This is a genomic window from Maribacter spongiicola (genome assembly GCF_052119685.1).
In the GTDB taxonomy this organism is placed as follows: Bacteria; Bacteroidota; Bacteroidia; order Flavobacteriales; family Flavobacteriaceae; genus Maribacter; species Maribacter spongiicola_A.
Genome location: NZ_JBGQOO010000013.1, coordinates 80,626 through 101,301 on the forward strand (window position 1 = coordinate 80,626; position 20,676 = coordinate 101,301).

Genomic DNA, 20,676 nt, shown 5'->3' on the forward strand with positions numbered 1-20,676 from the left:
AACCTGAACAAACAGACACTTTATTAAATTTAAAATTATGACTGAAACAAAAAACAACAATGGCTTAAAAGTTTTGACCGCTCTTTTAGGTGTTGTGCTTTTAGGAACTATCATTTACACAGTAAGTCTTTACCAAGATAAAAAGAAGACCGAAGTTGTTCTTTCTAAAGAGAAAGAATTGGTAGTAGAAGATTTAAATAGCTTAAAATCTGAGTACGATAAAGCTATTTTAGAGAGCAATGCCACTAACGAAGAGTTAGTTAGTGCTAGAGATAATATTGCAAAATATATTGACTCTGTAAAGACAATGAAAGCTGATATCGGATCTTTATCTAGATACAGAAGACAAGTTGGTGTTCTTAAAGCTGAAAGAGAGCAATTACTAAAGCAAGTTGATTCGTTAACTCGTTCTAACTCTATGATTGCTATGCAACGTGATAGTACGTATGTTGAATTAGAGAAGCAAACAGTTTTTAATGATTCTCTAGTAGTACAAAACACAAACTTAGCTCAAGTAGTTGAGAAAGGTTCTGCTTTGAACTTATCTAAATTTAATGTTGATGCAGTTAAAGAGCGTAACAACGGTAAATTAGTTTCTACACAACGTGCTAAAGCAACTGACAAGTTTAAAATTTGTTTTACCGTTGCAGATAACGTTATTGCACAAGCTGGTGATAGAGAGTTCTTCTTAGAAGTTTTAGACCCTCAAGGTAATGTACTAGGTGGTAGTAACTCTAAAACTAATGATAATGGAGCTTCTATTACTTACAGTAAGCAAACTGGTTTCTACTATGAGAACAAGTCTTTAGATGTATGTGATTATATTAGTAAGCCTTCTGGTGATTTCAAAGACGGTAACTATATGGTAAACGTTTATGATGATCAATTAAAATTATTGGGTACTTCTAAATTCATGTTGAAGTAAAATTACCTTTTGCATATAAAAATGGCGACCAATTGGTCGCCATTTTTCGTTTCTACTAGTTTGTTTTTATTCTTTTAAACTACCTACCATATTTTCTGGTTTAACCCAATCGTCATAATCTTCTGCAGTAACGTAACCTAAGTTTACAGCTTCCTCTTTTAAGGTTGTACCGTTTTTATGGGCTGTATTTGCAATTTCAGCAGCCTTGTAATATCCTATTTTAGTATTTAAAGCAGTAACTAGCATTAAAGAGTTATTCAATAATTGCTTTATTACTTCGTGATTTGGCTCTATACCGGCAGCACAATGCTCTTCGAAACTTACACAGGCGTCACCAATTAATTGTGCCGATTGTAATATGTTGGCAGCCATCATCGGTTTAAAAACATTGAGCTCGTAATGCCCTTGTGTGCCACCAACGCTAATAGCAACATCATTACCCATAACTTGAGCACAAACCATAGTTAGCGCCTCACATTGTGTAGGGTTCACTTTACCTGGCATAATAGAACTACCTGGCTCGTTTGCAGGAATAATGATTTCACCGATACCAGAACGAGGACCAGATGCCATCATTCTAATATCATTGGCAATCTTATTTAAAGAAACTGCTAATTGCTTTAATGCACCGTGACTTTCAACAATTGCGTCATGTGCAGCAAGTGCTTCGAATTTATTTTCTGCAGTAATAAAAGGTAAGCCCGTAAATTCTGCTATATATTTTGCAACTAAAACATCATAACCTTCAGGAGTATTCAAACCGGTACCTACTGCAGTGCCACCAAGTGCTAATTCACTTAAATGTGCCAGTGTATTATTCAATGCTTTTAGACCGTGATCTAATTGCGATACGTAACCAGAAAATTCTTGGCCCAAGGTTAGGGGAGTAGCATCCATTAAATGTGTACGACCTATTTTAACTACATTTTTGAATTCAACTGACTTTTTATGAAGCGTATCTCTTAATTGCTTAACGCCCGGAATGGTCACTTCAACAATCTTTTTGTAAGCTGCAATATGCATACCTGTTGGGAAGGTATCGTTAGATGATTGAGATTTGTTTACATCATCATTTGGCTGAATTGTTTTCTCGCCTTCACCGATTACTTTACCGGCAATTTCATGTGCTCTATTGGCTACTACTTCATTTACGTTCATGTTACTTTGCGTACCAGAACCTGTTTGCCAAATAACCAAAGGAAATTGGTCATCTAGTTTGCCTTCCAAAATTTCTTCGCAAACTTGAGCAATTAAATCTCTTTTCTCGGCTGCTAATACACCAAGCTCACAATTAGCATATGCTGCAGATTTTTTTAAATAAGCAAAGCCATAAACAATTTCTAATGGCATAGATGCCGTAGGGCCTATTTTAAAATTGTTGCGAGAACGCTCTGTTTGAGCTCCCCAATATTTGTCTTTGGGTACCTCTACATTACCCATGGTATCTTTCTCGATTCTAAATTTCATAATAGTATATTTTAATGAATCTTAAGTTAACTTGTTTTAGAAGTTCAAAAATAAGGTTTACATTTATTTTAATAGTGACATCATTGTTCAGATTAGTGAAATAAATTTTGCCTAACGTTTGCAAAAAATAATTCGTTTATGGTATCTTTGCAATATATAAGTAATAAGATATGTTTGATTTTGACCAATATTTAGGATTTTTAGCTTTCTTGACCATATTAACCATTGGTTTTTGGCTGATGATGTTTTTGTTATTATTTGTTGTTCCTTACTGGTTAGGAGGTAACATTATAGAGTTGTTGAAAGAAAGACGCGACAAGAAAAAAGCCGCAAGAGAGGCTTAAATGATACAGTATAAGTATAAAAAAAGGAGCCTATTGGCTCCTTTTTTTGTGTCTTGTATTCTGGTTTCTATCCTTCTATTTCATCTCCGTTATCTTCGCCGTTACCATCACCTCTTCCTTTTTTGTTTCTTTCCTTTGGTTGATTAAAGCGATATACAAACCCCATAGTTATTTGGCGTTGTCTCCATTGAAATTCACTTTCTGAAGTAAAGAATTCTGTTTCTGTATAAGAAGTTCTTTTTCTAGAGTTTAGTAAATCACTTACATTTAGGGAAATTGTCCCATTATCTTTTAAGATATCTTTACTAAAGGCTAAGTTCAATGAAAATATACCTCCGTTTTCTGTTTGCGCAGTTGAAGAAGGTCCTCTGTAAAACGCATTTGTTTGCCAATCTACCTTTGCAGGTAATGAAACTTTAGAACTAAATCTCGCAAACCAACTTGTATTTGTAGTGCCATAATCAACACCATTAAAAGCCCCTTCTGTAGAAAATTGAAAGAAATTAAAACTAGAGTTTAAACGTAGCCATTTAGCGGCACTATATAATACACCTGCCTCAAAACCTATTCTGTCATTGGTAGAAAGGTTGATAGGAATAGATCTTATAATTTCTATACCATCAGTGGTCGTTTGACCTGTTTCTTCTTGAATTCGCTCAAAAGAGTCTGTTTCTTTCTGATAATAGATAGATGAGGTAAGGGTTAATTTATCCCACCTCTTTAAATAACCTATATCAAAAGCATTTGAGAATGCAGGGTTCAAATCGGGATTTCCTTGAAAAATATTTGTTCTACTAGATCTAGATGGAAAAGGGTTTACGAATCTTCCTCTGGGTCTGTTTATTCTTCTGTTATAACCTACTGAAATATTTTCATTTTCTGCTAATTCGTAAATTAAATTCACAGTAGGGAAAAGTCCTAAGTAGTTCTTATCAAAATTGGCTTCCACATCAACACCTAATTGATCTTCTAATTCGGTAGTGTCATAAAGAGAAGATAGTTCACCTTTCAATTGGGTGTTTTCTAATCGCAATCCTAGTAAAAAAGAAAACTTCCCAAATTTGTTTCCGTACTGTGTGTATAATGCATTTACATTTTCGGTATAGGTGAATAAATTGGTAAGGTCTTCATTAATATCAAACTGTCCAGTAGATTGATTTAGAGAATCTAAACGGTAGTCAGTTGCGGTTTCTTCAAATGTACCTCTATAACCAACTTCAAACTGAGCATCGCCCATCGGTAGCACATAGTCAGCTTGAACCAAATATTCATTATCTGTTTCGTTCTCGAATACATTTTCTAATACAATTAAATTATCATTAGGTAATGTATTGTTTTCTTGAATAATTGAAAATTTATCTTCTTCACCTTTAGAGTACTGAAGGTCTACAGTTAATTTTTGTCCGTCGTCGTCAAGATCGTTCACATAATTTAAAGAGAATTGATAGTTTTCATCATCTTCATTTTCATCTTCAGTTCTAAATGTTTCGCTATTTAATGCATTATCTATAAACCTTTGGTTGGTGTTTTCCGTATTATCTTCGCTATCAGATGTTCTATAGAATACACTACCAGTTATAGAAGATTTTTCTGTTAAAAAATATTCTAAACCTAAGTTGGTATTAAATCCTTTACGTAGCCTATTATATTCTCTGTCTTCGATAATTCTATCATAGGTACCAGAAGAGTAAGTGTTGTCATAAAAAGCATTACCAGGGGCATCTCTATAGTTGTAACCTGTGGTGTTGAAGAGATTAAATTTGTCGGTACGTAAATTTGTATTTACTGATATGCCACTGTTAACCGGGTACCCAATAGTAGTATTTACAGAGCCGTTAAAACCAAGTGTTTTTTCCTTTTTAAGAATAATGTTTAGAATACCTGCGGTACCTTCTGCATCATATCTTGCAGACGGACTAGTAATTACCTCAACGCTTTCAATAGCATCTGCAGGTAGCTGTGTTAAAGCATCTGTAGATCCAAACCCAGCAAGAGCCGATGGTTTTCCGTTAATTAAGATTCTTACATTTGCATTGCCTCTTAGGCTAATAGCACCTTCTACATCAACATCAACTGATGGTACGTTATTAAGTGCATCAGTAATAGTTGCCCCGCTGTTGGTTAAGTCTTTTCCAATATTATAAATTTTCTTGTCTAAACGCACCTCTACGGTTGTTTTTTCTCCAACGACCTCAACAGCTTCTAGTTGAGCAACATCCAGGGCAAGTCTAACAGTGCCTAAATCTTTATTTTCTGTAAGCGTTTGATTGGGTAATTTGTATGTTTTGTATGAAATGTATTCGATAGAGATATTGTATTTGCCAGGTGAAGCTTCTACCTTGAAATTGCCATCAATATCTGTAATGCCGCCTGTAATTTGATCAGGGTTAGTCACACTTTGAAGTACTAGTGTGGCATATTCTAAAGGAAGGTTGTCGTCTTTATCAAGAACCTTTCCACTTATTGTAATCGGACCTCTTTCCCGGTCTCCTCCCGGTCTTTGACTATATGTATAATTGAAGGATAGTGCTAGGAGTAGGAGTAAGGGAAAAAGTTGTTTCATTTAGTCAGTTTTTGGATTTCTTTCGTTTTTCTTTTTTGTTCTTTTTATTCTTCTTCAAGGTTTTTGCTACACCATCTTTTTGTAATGCAACAAAAGCCTCATACTTTTCTAAAGGCAAACCCGCCTTTAATTCTTCATCTTGTCTTTTTGTAATATTCTCATAAACCTCTGCCATTTTTTCTGGCGGAAGTTTCAATATTTGAGCTTCTATACGCTCTTGCACATATTTCTTTAAAACAGAACTTAATACAGCCTGTTCAAAATCATTTAACGCAAGCGCTTCAGTAATTCTTGGCATTTCGCCATCAACCAATTCTTCGGCAGTTTTAGGTTTTGGTTCTTCGGCTGGTGTTTGTGCCTGAGGTATTGAACTACCTTGTCTGCCATAACCGTTGCCACCTCGAGATCCATAACCATTATTGCCATAACCGTATTGTGCGTAAATTTCAGAACTTCCTAATAGAATTAATAGCAAGCCCAAAAACTTTAGATTGCTACATTTTATTACTTTTTTCATATGATTAGATTATAAAGTTATACTATGGTTTAACTGAAAATGGTTAATACTTTGTTAAGATAATTGACTAGGCGATTATAAAGGGATTCTATTTTAGCAATTCATTAATGTTCGATGTCGGTCTGCCAATAACAGCTGTATTGCCATTTATGACGATAGGTCTCTCTATTAATTTAGGGTGTTCTATCATCGCAGTTATCAATTCTTCGTCAGATAAGGGTAAGTTTTTAAACTTTTCTTTCCAAATTGCTTCAGATTTACGTACCAGATTAATAGGTTTAATATCTAGACAGCTAATAATATTTCTTAATTCTTCTTTGGTTGGTATTTCTTCTAAATACTTTACTACTTCAAAAGTCTTGCCAGATTCTTCTAACACTTTTAAACCATCTCTAGATTTACTACATCTAGAATTGTGATATATTTTAATCATGATTTTTAAATTTAATAGATATAATCCCAATTCATTAAATCATATGAATTGGGATTACATTTTTATTCTTCTTCTCTCTGACCCATTAACATTAGAAAGGCTTTAAGAAATTGATCAATATCTCCGTTCATAACATTGTCGACATTGCCTGTCTCTTCGCCTGTGCGTACATCTTTTATTAATTTATATGGATGCATTACATAGTTTCTAATCTGTGATCCCCATTCAATTTTCATTTTTGAAGACTCAATTTCTTGTCGTGCTTCCATTTTCTTACGCAGTTCGATCTCATACAATTGAGACTTTAGCATTTTCATTGCCGTAGCCCTATTTTCGTGTTGACTTCTACTATCTGAACAAGAAATTTGAATACCTGTAGGGTGGTGGGTTAATTGAACTTTTGTCTCAACTTTGTTAACATTCTGTCCGCCGGCACCACTTGACCTTGCAGTGGTGATTGTAATATCTGCGGGATTTACATCTATCTCTATACTGTCATCTACCAATGGGTAAACATATACCGATGCGAAAGAAGTATGTCTCTTTGCATTACTATCGAACGGAGAAATACGTACCAATCTATGTACGCCGTTTTCACCTTTCAGCCATCCGAAGGCATATTCACCATCAATTTCTAATGTTACGGTTTTAATACCGGCAACATCACCTTCCTGATAATTGAGCTCTTTAATCTTGTACCCGTTCTTTTCTGCCCACATCATATACATACGCATAAGCATTGCAGCCCAATCGCAGCTTTCTGTTCCACCTGCACCTGCGGTAATTTGCAAAACTGCCGGTAGTTCATCACCTTCTTCAGACAACATGTTTTTGAATTCCATCTTTTCAATGGTATTCAAAGCTTTTGTAAATTGACTTTCAACTTCCTCTTCAGAAACTTCTCCTTCTTGTTGAAATTCAATGAGTATTTCTAATTCTGCAATTAAATTTTCTGCAGCATTATAGTCATCTACCCATTGCTTTTTAGATTGGATAAATTTCATATGAGCCTGTGCTTCTTGGGGATTATTCCAAAAATCAGGTGCCAAGGTTTTTTCTTGCTCGTTTTCTATTTCTATTAATTTGCCATCGATGTCAAAGATACCTCCTCAACGCACCAAGGCGATCTATAAGACCTTTGTAGTGGTCTATACTTACGTTCATAAAATTTTATTTTGGGTAAAAATAATACTCTTTTGTTGATTGTAAAGAATGATTTTTTGGAATTACTGTTGTTGGCTTTGCACCTTTACAGTATGTGTAGTTTTGTTTCTTCCGTGAGAATAAATTATTCCTCTTAAAGGTGAACAATCATTATAGTCTTTGCCATGACAAACCTTTATATGATTCGTATTTGCCAATATGTTATTAGTAGGATCAAAACCTTTCCACCCAACTTGTGGAATATAAGATTCTGCCCATGCATGCATTTGAGAATCTCCTAAAAGGCCATGTTCTTGATTTATGTATCCAGATACATATCTTGTTGGTATACCATTTTGTCTAGCTATAGCACAGAATAAATGTGTAAAATCTTGGCAAACACCTTGTTTGGCCGATATAATGTCAATCAATTTTGTGTCAACTTGAGTTACACCTGTTTTAAATTGTAGATGATTAAAGGTCAATTTGTTCAACTCTTGTAGATTTTCGAAAATTGTGTTCGATAAATTAAATTCAAAAATCGAATCTACATCGTTTGGTAGTTTGGTTAGTGGTGAACTTCTTAGAAAGGCTTCAAAATTAATTTTGAAGGTTAATTCATTAATTTCTTTATATGCCAAAGAATCATTTATTTCTAAAGGAAAATTAAAGGGGTCTATATGGTCTTTTATAAAACTAAACTGTGCTTCAAAATTTATTTTCTTGAATTTTTTCTTAGGATGAACTCGTATCGTTCTAAAACCATATCCGTTTATTGAAAATTCATTTACAGCAAATAATGAATTGGAAAATTTAACATCGATATGATGTTGAGAATTATTTTCCATAGGAATAATCAGAAATTGCCAATAGGCATCATTTACCCAATTCTCATATGTGTTTTCTGTTCTATAGGTTATATTATATTGGTTTGGCATAATAATCAAAGATACCCCTAATATATGGTCTTAATAGTTAAAAAACTCTTCATCAACTTTGTTGCTTATTTTGACCAGGCTATCTAAAATATCTTCAATAAATGATTTAATATCCTTTTCTATTTCTTCAACATATTTAAACTCATATTCTGCTCTGACCCTACCAATTAAAAACGCGGTTGAATCGTTGTTATATCGTTTTTCGGGATTAAGCATTCTTACATGCTCGTTTACTTGATTTAATGAATTCATAACTGATCTAGGGCAATTAGGGTTTAAAATCAAAAATTCTAGGGTAGTTATGCTAGTCGGTGTTTTTTTGTAAAATCTACGCATCATATCATATGATTCTGCGCATTTTAAGAGTGTTGTCCATTCAAAACTTTTACTAAATTTATCACCATGACTTCCTTGAGATAATAGAGCATCGTTGTACTTAGAATTTATCATTCGGGTTATTTGTGTAGCCCGCTCAATATTTACACCCATCATTATAATTGCATAGACAGAATCATGTAGCAACGTTCCTCTTATTTTACCACGTAATATTGCTGTCATTTCTGCAATGTTACTTGTAAAGTCATGAAGCCCATTCTTTACAAAAACTTCTTTTGGGTAATTAAGAACGAAATGGTAAAATTTATTAATTGCTTCGTAGAGCTCTGTAGATATTAAATCTCGAGCACTATTTGCGTTTTCCCTAGCTAGTTTTACCGTGCTTATGATCGAAAAAGGATTGTTAGGGTCTAAACCGATACTATATAATACATCTTGTTCTTTAAGAAACTTATTCTCATCTTTCTCGGGGTCGCCGAGCATGAATAGCATTGATCTTAATACAAACTGTCTATCTTGCGATTTTATATTAGGTGCATCTAAAGATGAAAAATAGTTCACGTTCAAATAACGTGCAACATGTTCTGAGCGTTCAATATATCGGCCCATCCAGAATAAATTATTGGCTACTCTTGCTAGCATATTTTTTTATTATTTTTTTAATACCCATGTATCTTTCGAACCACCACCTTGAGAAGAATTTACTATTAAATTTCCTCTTTTTAATGCTACTCTAGTTAATCCTCCTTTTAAAACAAATTCTTTGTCTTTGCCCAGTACTGTATATGTTCTTAAATCTACATGGCGTTGTTCAAAAGATTCAGTTTCATCTATGTATGTTGGGTGAACACTTAGCGACATAATTGGCTGTGCCACATACTTTCTTGGGTTCTCCTTAATTTCAGCTTTTACTTTTTCAATTTCTGCTTTGGTTAACTTGTTACCTATAGAAATGCCATAGCCACCTGCCTCATCAACCGGTTTTATAACTAATTCGTGTATATGCTCTAGTACGTATTTCAACTCATCTGGTCTACTACAATGGTAGGTATGAACATTGTTAAGTATTGGTTCTTCGTCTAAATAATATTTAATGATTTGTGGCATATAGGTATACACAGCTTTGTCATCGGCCACACCAGTTCCTGGGGCATTTGCTAAAGTGACGTTTCCTTTTTTATAAGCAGCAAATAAGCCTGGCACACCAAGGGCTGAATCTGGTCTAAATTCTAAAGGATCAATAAATTGGTCATCAATTCGTCTGTAAATGACATCAACTTTTTCAGGACCTTTTATAGTTTTCATATAAACGAAATCGTTCTCCACAAATAAATCGCGACCTTCTACCAATTCCACACCCATGGTCTTCGCTAAATACGAATGCTCATAAAACGCAGAATTGTACATACCAGGCGTTATTACAACCACATTTGGTACATCTACGCCTTTTGGTTTAACCGATTCAAGTAATTCTAATAGATTTTCTGCATAGTTGGTAACAGAATGGGTTTGATAGTGATTAAAAACTCCAAATAGAGCTTTTTTAAGGGCTGTACGATTACATATTACATAACTAACACCAGATGGGCACCTAATATTATCTTCTAATACATAGTATTTACCATCATTATGTTTGATAATATCAATACCAGAAATGTGATTATAAATACCGCCTGGAGGATTTAAGCCGTTCATCTGATCGAGGTAGTTGGCTGACGATGTAATTAAATCTAATGGAACAATTTTATCCTTTAGTATTTTTTTGTCATGATAAATATCCCATAGAAATAAATTTAAAGCCTTACTTCTCTGTATGGATCCACGCTCTATTATATCCCATTCTTTATGGTCAATTATACGGGGAAATAAATCAAACGGAAATATTTTCTCTTGTAAATTACTATCACCATACACCTGAAATGTAATTCCTTGATTAAAAAAAGAAGATTTAGCCTTAGAATTTAAATTTACATAATCACTTATCGTGTGTTCTCCATAAATTTCGAAAAGCTTTTGGTAGATTTCTTTTACTTTTCCTTCCTTATCATAAATTTCGTCATACAGATCTGGGTTTCTTTGATAAGAAGAGAATATTTGATTTTCAATGTTGGCCATAGAAATTGTTTTTGTAAAAGGTACATGATAAAACGTAATAAACAAATGGCAATTTTGTAATAATTGATTGTTTTTTTATTTATTATATAATTATTCAATAGCTTTTTAACAAGATTGGTAATTATAATTTAGTTTTCCATACATGTTTTTCATTTATAAGTTTTTCTATACTTTTAGTGAAAACTAATAAGAGAATGAGAAAGAATTATATGCTTTTGGTCGGGTTGTTAATACTGTCCTTTAATTTGTTATCTGCTCAGTTCAGTGATAAGAAGAAAAATTTTGTCAAGTATGAAGGTCTTTATGATTTCTATTATGACGGCGAAACCGATAAAATTTATTTGGAGGTCGATAATTTAGAAGAGGAGTTTTTATATGTCTACTCTTTAAGCAGTGGTATCGGTAGCAATGATATTGGTTTGGATCGAGGTCAATTAGGAGATGAACAAGTAGTCTTTTTTAAGAAAGCTGGTAACAAACTATTGTTGGTTCAGCCGAATATGAAATATAGGGCGATTACCGATAATGAATTAGAACGTAAATCTGTAAAGCAGGCTTTTGCTAAATCAGTTTTATTCGGTTTCCCAATTGTAGAAGAGAAAAGTGGTACATATGTTATTGATATTACTGATTTTTTAATGCAAGATGCTCATGGTGTGTCTAACCGTTTAAAAAGAACAGAACAAGGTTCGTATAGTTTAGATAAATCTAAAAGTGCATTTGCTCTTGATAGAACTAAAGCCTTTCCAAAAAATGTAGAATTTGATGTTACCATGACTTTTACCGGTGAAGCTAAAGGAGGGTATATAAGAAGTGTTGCACCAAATGCAAATTTGGTTACGGTGGCTGAACATCATTCTTTTATTGAGTTACCAGATAATAAATATGAAAAACGTGTATTTGACCCAAGATCAGGTTCTTCTCCTTTTAATTATTACGATTACGCAACGTCAGTAGAATCTAATATTTTAAAGCAATTTATTAGAAGACACCGTTTGGAGAAAAAAGATCCTACGGCAGCAGTTAGTGAAGCGGTTGAACCAATTATTTATTATCTAGATAATGGAACGCCTGAACCTGTAAGGTCTGCACTTTTAGAAGGTGGTCGTTGGTGGAACCAGGCTTTTGAAGCTATTGGTTATAAAGATGCTTTTCAATTGAAAGTGTTACCTGACGATGCCGATCCTTTAGATGTTCGTTATAATGTTATTCAATGGGTACACCGTTCAACTAGAGGGTGGAGCTATGGTAGTAGTATAACCGATCCTAGAACTGGTGAAATTATGAAAGGTCATGTAAGTTTAGGTAGTTTAAGAATTCGTCAAGATTTTTTAATTGCTCAAGCATTGATGAACAAGCCTTTTGCTGAGCGAGATGATAACTACCAGCCAATGTTAGAAATGGCAATTGCCCGTATTCGTCAGCTGTCAGCTCATGAAATCGGACATACTTTGGGTTTCGCTCATAATTATGCAGCAAGTACTACTAACAAATCGTCGGTGATGGATTATCCGCATCCGCAATTTTCATTAATAAATGGTGAAGTTGATTTTGAAAAAGCCTATGAAGTAGGAATAGGGGATTGGGATAAGGTTACAGTTGCTTATTCTTATCAAAATTTTAATGAAGGTGAAAGCGAGAAAGACGGACTGAACAAAATTTTGGATAAAGCCAAGACTGACGGACTCCGTTATATTACAGATCAAGATGCACGACCACAAGGTAGTGCTCATGTGTTGGCTCATTTATGGGATAATGGAACAGATGTTAGTAAAGAATTAGATGATATGCTGAAGCTGCGTAAAGTAGCTATTTCTAATTTTTCTGTTGATAATATTCAAGATGGTACACCATATTCGGTTTTAGAAGATGTATTTGTGCCACTTTATTTCTTTCATAGATACCAGACGGAAGGTGTAGCGAAGGTTATAGGAGGGTTAGAATATAACTATGCCATAAAAGGTGATGGACAAGAAGTTGTTGCTATTGCAGATAAAGAAATGCAAGAAGAAGCGTTGAAAGTTGTTTTGAAAACTTTAGATGCCAGTGAAATTGCCATACCTAAAGATAAATTAAGCTTGTTTCCGCCACGTGCTTTTGGTACACCAAGAACAAGAGAATCTATAAATGGTAAAACAGGTGTTTCTTTTGATGCATTGTCGGCTGTTGAAACTGCATCAGACATGACGTTGACGTTTTTATTACATCCTGAGAAAGCATCAAGACTAATTCAACAAAAAGCAATTGCTACCGATAATGTTGGTTTAGATAAGGTTTTAGATAAATTGATTGCAGCGACTATTAATATGAAGCAGAAAGATGCTTATTTGAGTGAAGCCCAGACCATTATTAATTTTAGAGTGTTATTTCATATTATGAATTTGGCAGGGCATACAAGCGTCCATCCGCAGGTAAATGCGATTGCATCTCAAAAATTAAATGAGTTGAATATTCAATTGATTAAAGATTCTGGCTCAAATGCAATTAGTGCAGAAATGGTTAAAAGAATTAAAACATTTAGAGAGCATCCAGAATTGTTCAAAGTAATACCTTCGCCTAAGATTCCTGATGGTTCGCCTATTGGAATGAGTTGTTTTCATTAATTCAATTTTTACAATTTCTTATGCTAATTAATCTTATCAGTGATACGGTAACAAAACCTACAACAGGCATGTTAGATGCAATGATGTCTGCAGCGGTTGGTGACGATGTCTTTAAAGAAGATCCAACAGTAAATGCTTTAGAGGAAAAAGCTGCCAAGCTTTTTGGCATGGAATCTGCGTTATTTTTTCCTAGTGGAACCATGACCAACCAAACTGCTATAAAATTGCACACCCAGCCTGGCGAGCAGTTAATTTGCGATAAGTATGCGCATATCTATAATTATGAAGGAGGCGGAGTTAGTTTTAATAGCGGTGTCTCTTGTAGATTGGTAGATGGTGATCGAGGTACTATGACGGCTGCTCAGGTTGAGTCTGTAATCAATCCGCCAGATTTTTATCATAGTCCGCTTACCACATTGGTATGTGTTGAGAATACCGCAAATAAAGGTGGTGGTACATGTTGGGATTTTCAAGAGCTTCAGAAAATAAGAAAAGTCTGCGATGATTATAAATTAGGATATCACTTAGATGGTGCCCGTTTATGGAATGCCATGATAGAAAAGAATGAAACGGCATTTCAATATGGTCAGTTATTCGATACTATAAGCGTCTGCTTAAGTAAAGGATTAGGTTGCCCGGTAGGTTCATTGCTAATAGGTACAAAAGAATATATGGACAAAGCGCTACGAATTCGTAAAATTTTTGGTGGTGGTATGCGCCAGTCTGGCTTTTTGGCTGCCGCAGCAATATATGCTTTAGATAATAATATTGATAGATTGGCAGAGGATCATAAAAAAGCTAAAGAAATTGGAAAGGTGTTAGTATCTAAATCTTTCATAAAAAAGGTGGAGCCTATTGAGACCAACATTGTCATTTTTGAAATTGATGAGTATTATATGACCAGTGATCAATTTGTAAAAACCCTAAAAGAAAAAGATATTTTAATCATTAGTATGGGTCAAGGTAAATTGAGAATGGTAACCCATTTAGATTACACAGATAATATGCACGAAGAATTATTGAAGCTGTTGGTGGCTATTTAATACCAAAGTCAATACTGTTAGAAATATTCAATATTCCATTTTCCATACCGGCTTCAGAGGAGTAAAGTCCGCTGGAGCCGATTATTTTTCCTGTAGAATTTTTTAATTCCACCAAAAATTTCCCATCGGTATTTGTTCTGCGTTCAAAAAATTTACCGTTAGCATTTTTTAACGCTTTTATATCTTTAATGGTGTTATCTAGTTCGTTCTCAGTGCGGAACGATACACTCTTTAATAGGGTGTTGCCATTATCAGACTTTAAAATGAACTGATAGAATCCGTCTTCCTTCTTGTCAATTTTAATCATGTCACTAAAGATAATTAATATTTTCTCTGCTTTTTAGTGACTTTCTAAATAATAGTGTGTCTTAATTATTGAGGCGTTAACCCAGTCGGTTTCAAATTAGAGTTCGATACTAAAATGAAACGGCTAAACAGGAAACCTCAAATAAATAATTTCAAATAACCAATTATTAATTTTAAACACTATCAAAATGAAAAAAGTATTATTTCTAGCAGTTGCATTTTCAGCTTCTTTTGCAATGGCACAAGATTTGCCGTCAAATCCAGAACCTGGTAAATGTTATGTTCGTTGTACAACTCCCGATGTTTATGTAAACGAGTCAACAACAATAACAACAAATCCGTCTTACAAGATTTTAAAAACGGTTCCTGCTACATTCAAGACAATTACAGAACGTGTATTAGTGAGAGAAGAAGAGAAAGTACTTACGGTAGTTCCTGCTAAGTGGGGAACAGAAACTGTAACGTATGTATCTAAAGGAGGTGGAAATTCTTTACAGGTGATCCCTGCTTCTTTTTCTCCTAGCACACAAACCTTAGAAATAAAACCAGCTTATGCACAATGGGAATTAGGAGTTGCTGCTCCTGATTGTGAGTCAGGTAACCCTGATGATTGTAGATATTGGTGTTACAAAGGGTATCCTGCACAATTTGAGACAGTTTCAACTCAAGTTCTTGCAAATGATGCTTCTACTACTAGTTCTCCGTTAGGTTCTAAAAATGGATCATATACTAAATCAGTATTAATTTCACCTGCAACTGTAGTTGAAAAAATTATTCCTGCTGAATACAGAGAAATTACTAAAACAGTTTTAGATAAAGATGCCTACACGGTAGAAGAATTGATCCCAGCAAAAACTACTACTATCTCTAAAGAAGTATTAAAGGAAAAAGGTGGATTAACTACTTGGAAAGAAGTAGAGTGTGCATTAGTTGAGTACCAAGCTTTACCTATTAACTGGGAGTCTGGTAGCGCAACGTTAACTGCAGAAGCAAGAAACTTAATCGATAACAGATTATTACCAGTATTGGCTCAAAACCCTGGTGTTAAAGTTGAATTAGCTTCTCATACAGATTCTCAAGGTGGAGCAGCTTCTAACCAAGATCTTTCTGAAAGAAGAGCTAAGGCGGTTGCTGATTACTTAATAACAAAAGGTGTTAACTCTAGTCTTTTAGTAGCTAACGGTTACGGTGAAACTAAATTATTAAACAGATGTAGCGATGGTGTTTCTTGTACTGCAAGAGAGCACGCGGCAAACAGAAGAACTCAATTTAGATTAATTAATAACTAGTAAATAGTGTATTAATAGGAGAAAGGGCTTACGTAAAGTAAGCCCTTTTTTTGTGCTTTATATTGAACTAGCTATAATTCTGCCAGTAGCTGAATAATGTTTGTTATCATTATTGATTGACACAATAAATTTTGTATACAGGTAGCTAATACACTTCGATACCTATACACTTTTATCGGGATTGTATTTGCGAATGTTTTAAGATCTACTAGAAGAGAATTTCTTGGTTGCTCTATTGATTATTTGAAGTATCGAACTCTTTTTAAAGGCTTGTGGCGCTACAATTGCATGCAGTAATGGTTTCTTAACTACTCTTGCTGAGGTTACTCGATTCGTTTTTAAATGCCTTTCTTATTGAATGATTTAAAGGTGTAAATCTTAAAGAAATCTATAAAATAAAAAGGGCTTACATATCGTAAGCCCTTTATTTAAAATCTGAATTTTCGCTTATTTATTATTCTCTAACAGTTTAAGGTGAGAATCTATTACACCATTCATGCTGTAACCTGATAATTGGTCTAATTCATTTCCTTTTGAATCTAAAACGGTCAACAATGGAAATACCTTTTTCTTATTCAGCTTAGTCAACAATTCTTTGTTGTGAACCATTTGCTTTTCTGATATCAAATCTCTATTTCTTGGAACATCTACATATAGAAGAATATAGTTGCTTGATAATTCTTGAAACTCATGCGTTTCGAATAAATCGGTCTTTAGCATTTTACATGGCGGACACCAGTCGCTACCTGTAAAATATACAAGCACATTTTTATGTTGCTTTTTTGCTTTAGAAATAGCAGAGTCATAATTAGTAAGCCATTTAGAATCATCTACGTTATTTAAATCTGCTTGTGAAATTGCCAGCAGCGGAATCATAAATAATAATATAAAGTACTTCATAATCAATATTTTATAGGTTAATACAAATAACCTGCCAATCTTACTTAAATAACGAATCCATGCCAGGAATATTGGGCATGCCGTCTTTGGCTACAGCAGCTAATTCTGTTTCGTTAACGTTAGTTGCCTTTTTAATTGCTTTGTTCAAAGTCAAAATTAGATAATCTTCTAATTGCTCTTTGTCTTGCAAAAGACTGTCATCTATTACTATTTTCTTAAGTTCTCTATTGGCAGTAATGGTAACTGAAATTAGATTATCGTTAGATTTTTCTTCTAAGGTTACGGTATCCAATCTTTTTTTAGTTTCCTCAACTTTTTTTTGGGTCTCTTTAAGTTTTCCCATCATGCCCATCATATCTCCAAACATATTATTATTTTTAGATTTAGGTTGTAAAAGTACTAAAAATAGGAGTATTTCAGTTTTTCAAACTAATAAAACGGGGGTCGATTATTTAGTCTTATTTTTGTCGTCCTATTTTATAATGAAGTTTTTATGACTGCTAAACATCCGCTAAAGGCGAAAAAAATTCCTAAAGAATTAATTATTCATGATGACGTTCGTTTAGATAATTATTATTGGCTAAATGATAAGGAGAATAAAGATGTTATCTCATATTTAGAGGCAGAGAATGCGTATTACGATACCTTAACAGGGCATACCAAAAAGTTTCAAGAAACCTTGTTTCAAGAAATGAAGGGTAGAATTAAAGAAGATGATTCTTCGGTTCCCTATAAATTAAATGATTACTGGTATAGTACTAGATATGTAATTGGTGGTGAGTACCCGGTGCATTCAAGATTCAAACAAAATTTAGAGGCAGTTGAAGAAATTATGTTCAATTGTAATGATATGGCTAAAGGTCATGATTACTTTAGTTTAGGTGGTATCGCTATTAGTCCTGATAATAAATTGGCTGCTTTTGGTGTAGATACCGTTTCTAGAAGACAATATACCTTACAGATAAAAAATCTTGAAACAGGTGTAGTTTTAGAAGATAAAATAGAGAATACGACTGGTGGCGGAGTATGGGCAAATGACAATAAAACATTGTTTTATACTAGAAAAGACCCAGTTACCCTTCGTTCAGATAAAATTTACAAGCATATTCTAGGTACGCCCACTTCTGAGGATGTTCTGATTTTTCATGAAAAGGACGATACATTTAGCACATTTATTTACAGAACAAAATCGAAGAAGTTTTTGGTGATTGGTTCATTTAGTACCATGACTTCTGAATTTCAAACGCTTTCTACGGATAACCCTGATGGGCAGTTTGAAATATTTTCACCTAGAAAAAGAGGTTTAGAATATACTATTTTTCACTACGAGGATAGTTTCTATATTTTGACGAATATGGATAAGGCATTGAATTTCAAATTGATGCGTTGTTCAGAGGTGAATACAACATCGGATTATTGGCAAGAATTTATTCCGCATCGCGAAGAGGTACTCTTAGAAGATATTGATATTTTCAAGGAGTATTATGTGCTTTCTGAACGTGAAAACGGACTCAATAAAATTAGAATTATTAGATGGGATGGTAAAAAAGAATACTTTCTGCCATTTAAAAGCGAAACATATACTGCGTACGTTGGTAGTAACCCCGATTTTGATACTGAGATTTTAAGATACTCTTACAACTCAATGTCAACCCCTAGTTCGGTTATTGATTTTAATATGCGTACTAAAGAAAGAGAAATAAAAAAAGAACAAGAGGTTCTTGGTGGTTTGTTTGATAAAAATAATTACAAAGAAGAACGTTTGTGGGCAACCGCAAGAGATGGTGAAAAAATACCCATGTCGGTTGTTTATAGAAAAGATACCGTTTTAGACGAGAATACTCCTGTTCTACAATATGCTTATGGATCTTACGGATCAACCATTGATCCTTATTTTTCTACCGTAAGGTTGAGTTTACTAGACCGAGGTTTTGTGTTCGTAATAGCGCATATTAGGGGAGGTGAGTATTTAGGGCGTCGTTGGTACGAGACTGGTAAATTGTTACAGAAGAAAAATACATTCACAGATTTCATTGATTGTTCTAAGTTTTTAATTGAACAAAAGATGACGAGCGCCAACCATTTATACGCCATGGGTGGGTCAGCAGGTGGTTTGTTAATGGGTGCAATTATAAATATGCAGCCAGATTTATATAACGGCGTTATAGCGGCAGTGCCTTTTGTTGATGTGGTTACGACTATGTTAGATGATTCTATTCCGCTTACTACCGGTGAATATGATGAGTGGGGTAACCCAAATGAAAAAGAATATTATGAATACATGAAATCGTATTCTCCTTACGATAATGTTATTGCCCAAGATTACCCGAATATGTTGGTTACAACAGGTCTACATGACTCTCAAGTACAGTATTTTGAGCCTGCAAAGTGGGTAGCAAAATTAAGAGAATTAAAAACAAATGATTGTCTTTTGCTTATGGATACAAACATGGATGCAGGTCATGGTGGTGCTTCAGGTAGGTTTGAGTCTTTACGAGAGGTGGCCAAAGAATATGCATTTCTTTTAGATTTAGAAGGAAAAATCGCATAATGGAAAAAAAACAGTAAATTTGCATCAGAAATTTTAACAAATTTCGTTTATACAATAACTAAACATTGATCCCCCCTTATGAAAAATGAGATCAGGGCTTACAACAATATATTAGAACTAGTAGGTAATACTCCCCTAGTTAAATTAAATAAGATAGCCGAAAACCTTACAGGTAATTTTTACGCCAAGGTAGAAGCTTTCAATCCGGGTCACTCTTCTAAAGATAGAATTGCGATTCATATTATTGAGCAGGCAGAGAAGGCAGGTTTACTTACCGAAGGCAGTACAATAATAGAAACAACTTCAGGTAATACCGGTTTTAGTATTGCAATGGCAAGTATCATTAAAGGGTACGATTGCATATTGGCGGTTAGTTCTAAATCATCTCCAGATAAAATAGATATGCTTCGCTCTATGGGCGCAAAGGTATATGTATGCCCGGCGCACGTAAGTGCAGATGATCCAAGGTCGTACTATGAAGTGGCTAAAAGATTACATAAAGAAACTAAAGGTTCCATATACATTAATCAGTATTTCAATAAACTGAATATGGAAGCGCATTATAAATCTACAGGTCCTGAGATTTGGGAACAAACTGGCGGACAAATAACGCACCTTATCGCTTGTAGTGGAACAGGTGGTACTATATCTGGTACAGCTCGTTTCTTAAAAGAGCAAAACCCGAATATTAAAGTTATCGGTGTTGATGCTTTTGGTTCAGTATTGAAGAAATATCATGAAACAGGTAAATTAGATACTAACGAAATCTATCCGTATAGAATAGAAGGTTTAGGTAAAAATTTGATTCCTGGTGCTACAGATTTCAGTGCTATAGATGAGTTTATAAAAGTAACCGATGCAGAAAGTGCACATACAGCTAGAGAGATTTCTAGAACAGAAGGTATATTTGCTGGGTATACTAGTGGTGCCGTAATGCAAGCTATTAAACAATTAGATGAACTAAATACATTTGATAAGGATAGCAATGTAGTATGTATTTTTCCTGATCATGGATCTCGTTATATGAGTAAAATTTATAGCGACCAATGGATGGAAGATCAAGGTTTCTTAAATACCGAAACAGTCGAAGAGACACAAGAAATCCAGTATATAAAGTAATTCTTATTATAATATCGAATATAAAAAGTGGGTTTATGGCCCACTTTTTTGCATTATAAATAATTTATGAACTTTTATCAAAAT

Annotated in this window: 18 protein-coding genes; 7 read left to right on the forward strand and 11 right to left on the reverse strand. The window is 34.2% G+C overall.

Annotated features, from left to right (window positions below; all coding sequences use genetic code 11):
- The first annotated feature begins 37 nt into the window (after positions 1 to 37).
- The gene (locus ACEN2N_RS16035; protein ID WP_423998979.1) at positions 38 to 925 is read left to right on the forward strand and encodes a hypothetical protein; all 888 of its coding nucleotides are present in this window, start codon (positions 38 to 40) and stop codon (positions 923 to 925) included.
- A 66-nt stretch (positions 926 to 991) separates the two neighbouring features.
- On the opposite strand, the gene fumC is transcribed toward ACEN2N_RS16035, so the two are convergent.
- Complete coding sequence (gene fumC / locus ACEN2N_RS16040) at positions 992 to 2,392, reverse strand: class II fumarate hydratase (RefSeq protein ID WP_441825263.1); 1,401 nt, start codon at positions 2,390 to 2,392, stop codon at positions 992 to 994.
- Positions 2,393 to 2,562: 170 nt separating this feature from the next.
- Between fumC and ACEN2N_RS16045 the strand changes: the two genes are divergently transcribed.
- Positions 2,563 to 2,736: a hypothetical protein gene (locus tag ACEN2N_RS16045; RefSeq protein ID WP_091609002.1), complete on the forward strand. Its 174-nt coding sequence runs from the start codon at positions 2,563 to 2,565 to the stop codon at positions 2,734 to 2,736.
- Positions 2,737 to 2,803: 67 nt separating this feature from the next.
- On the opposite strand, the gene ACEN2N_RS16050 is transcribed toward ACEN2N_RS16045, so the two are convergent.
- From ACEN2N_RS16050 to ACEN2N_RS16080, 7 genes are all read right to left on the reverse strand, one after another.
- The gene (locus tag ACEN2N_RS16050; RefSeq protein ID WP_441825264.1) at positions 2,804 to 5,299 is read right to left on the reverse strand and encodes a TonB-dependent receptor domain-containing protein; all 2,496 of its coding nucleotides are present in this window, start codon (positions 5,297 to 5,299) and stop codon (positions 2,804 to 2,806) included.
- Positions 5,300 to 5,303: 4 nt separating this feature from the next.
- Positions 5,304 to 5,816, reverse strand: a complete 513-nt coding sequence (locus ACEN2N_RS16055; RefSeq protein WP_441825265.1) for a hypothetical protein — start codon at positions 5,814 to 5,816, stop codon at positions 5,304 to 5,306.
- An 88-nt stretch (positions 5,817 to 5,904) separates the two neighbouring features.
- On the reverse strand, positions 5,905 to 6,249 hold the full coding sequence (gene arsC / locus ACEN2N_RS16060) for an arsenate reductase (glutaredoxin) (RefSeq protein ID WP_441825266.1): 345 nt from the start codon (positions 6,247 to 6,249) through the stop codon (positions 5,905 to 5,907).
- Positions 6,250 to 6,311: 62 nt separating this feature from the next.
- A protein-coding gene (prfB, locus tag ACEN2N_RS16065; protein WP_441825267.1) for a peptide chain release factor 2 occupies positions 6,312 to 7,413 on the reverse strand; the annotation gives its coding sequence in 2 pieces (ribosomal slippage) (positions 6,312 to 7,346 and positions 7,348 to 7,413; 1,101 coding nt in all).
- A 62-nt stretch (positions 7,414 to 7,475) separates the two neighbouring features.
- Positions 7,476 to 8,330 (reverse strand): transglutaminase-like domain-containing protein, encoded by an 855-nt coding sequence (locus tag ACEN2N_RS16070; RefSeq protein ID WP_441825268.1) that lies wholly within the window; start codon positions 8,328 to 8,330, stop codon positions 7,476 to 7,478.
- A gap of 30 nt (positions 8,331 to 8,360) precedes the next feature.
- Entirely contained in the window at positions 8,361 to 9,308 is a 948-nt protein-coding gene (locus tag ACEN2N_RS16075) for an alpha-E domain-containing protein (RefSeq protein ID WP_423998994.1), read from the reverse strand.
- Positions 9,309 to 9,317: 9 nt separating this feature from the next.
- Positions 9,318 to 10,781 carry a circularly permuted type 2 ATP-grasp protein gene (locus tag ACEN2N_RS16080; protein ID WP_441825269.1) on the reverse strand — a complete coding sequence of 488 codons (1,464 nt, stop codon included), beginning with the start codon at positions 10,779 to 10,781 and terminating at the stop codon, positions 9,318 to 9,320.
- A gap of 194 nt (positions 10,782 to 10,975) precedes the next feature.
- On the opposite strand from ACEN2N_RS16080, the gene ACEN2N_RS16085 reads away from it, so the two are divergent.
- Together ACEN2N_RS16085 and ACEN2N_RS16090 are read left to right on the forward strand one after the other, a co-directional pair.
- A complete protein-coding gene (locus tag ACEN2N_RS16085) occupies positions 10,976 to 13,384 on the forward strand; it encodes a zinc-dependent metalloprotease (protein WP_441825270.1) in 2,409 nt (802 codons plus the stop codon).
- Positions 13,385 to 13,404: 20 nt separating this feature from the next.
- Positions 13,405 to 14,427 (forward strand): threonine aldolase family protein, encoded by a 1,023-nt coding sequence (locus tag ACEN2N_RS16090; protein WP_441825271.1) that lies wholly within the window; start codon positions 13,405 to 13,407, stop codon positions 14,425 to 14,427.
- Here ACEN2N_RS16090 and ACEN2N_RS16095 read toward each other — a convergent pair.
- Complete coding sequence (locus tag ACEN2N_RS16095; protein ID WP_441825272.1) at positions 14,420 to 14,734, reverse strand: YegP family protein; 315 nt, start codon at positions 14,732 to 14,734, stop codon at positions 14,420 to 14,422. The two genes, ACEN2N_RS16090 and ACEN2N_RS16095, sit on opposite strands and share 8 nt — an antisense overlap.
- 187 nt (positions 14,735 to 14,921) lie before the next feature.
- Between ACEN2N_RS16095 and ACEN2N_RS16100 the strand changes: the two genes are divergently transcribed.
- Positions 14,922 to 16,022, forward strand: coding sequence for an OmpA family protein (locus ACEN2N_RS16100; protein WP_441825273.1), 1,101 nt, complete (start codon positions 14,922 to 14,924; stop codon positions 16,020 to 16,022).
- Positions 16,023 to 16,469: 447 nt separating this feature from the next.
- Here the strand turns inward: ACEN2N_RS16100 and ACEN2N_RS16105 are convergent, their stop codons facing one another.
- Entirely contained in the window at positions 16,470 to 16,922 is a 453-nt protein-coding gene (locus ACEN2N_RS16105) for a thioredoxin family protein (RefSeq protein ID WP_441825274.1), read from the reverse strand.
- Between the two features lie 40 nt (positions 16,923 to 16,962).
- A complete protein-coding gene (locus ACEN2N_RS16110; RefSeq protein WP_441825275.1) occupies positions 16,963 to 17,289 on the reverse strand; it encodes a YbaB/EbfC family nucleoid-associated protein in 327 nt (108 codons plus the stop codon).
- 126 nt (positions 17,290 to 17,415) lie between these two features.
- On the opposite strand from ACEN2N_RS16110, the gene ACEN2N_RS16115 reads away from it, so the two are divergent.
- Positions 17,416 to 19,473 (forward strand): S9 family peptidase, encoded by a 2,058-nt coding sequence (locus ACEN2N_RS16115; protein ID WP_441825276.1) that lies wholly within the window; start codon positions 17,416 to 17,418, stop codon positions 19,471 to 19,473.
- Positions 19,474 to 19,551: 78 nt separating this feature from the next.
- The gene (locus tag ACEN2N_RS16120; RefSeq protein ID WP_441825277.1) at positions 19,552 to 20,592 is read left to right on the forward strand and encodes a PLP-dependent cysteine synthase family protein; all 1,041 of its coding nucleotides are present in this window, start codon (positions 19,552 to 19,554) and stop codon (positions 20,590 to 20,592) included.
- The last annotated feature ends 84 nt before the right edge of the window (positions 20,593 to 20,676 follow it).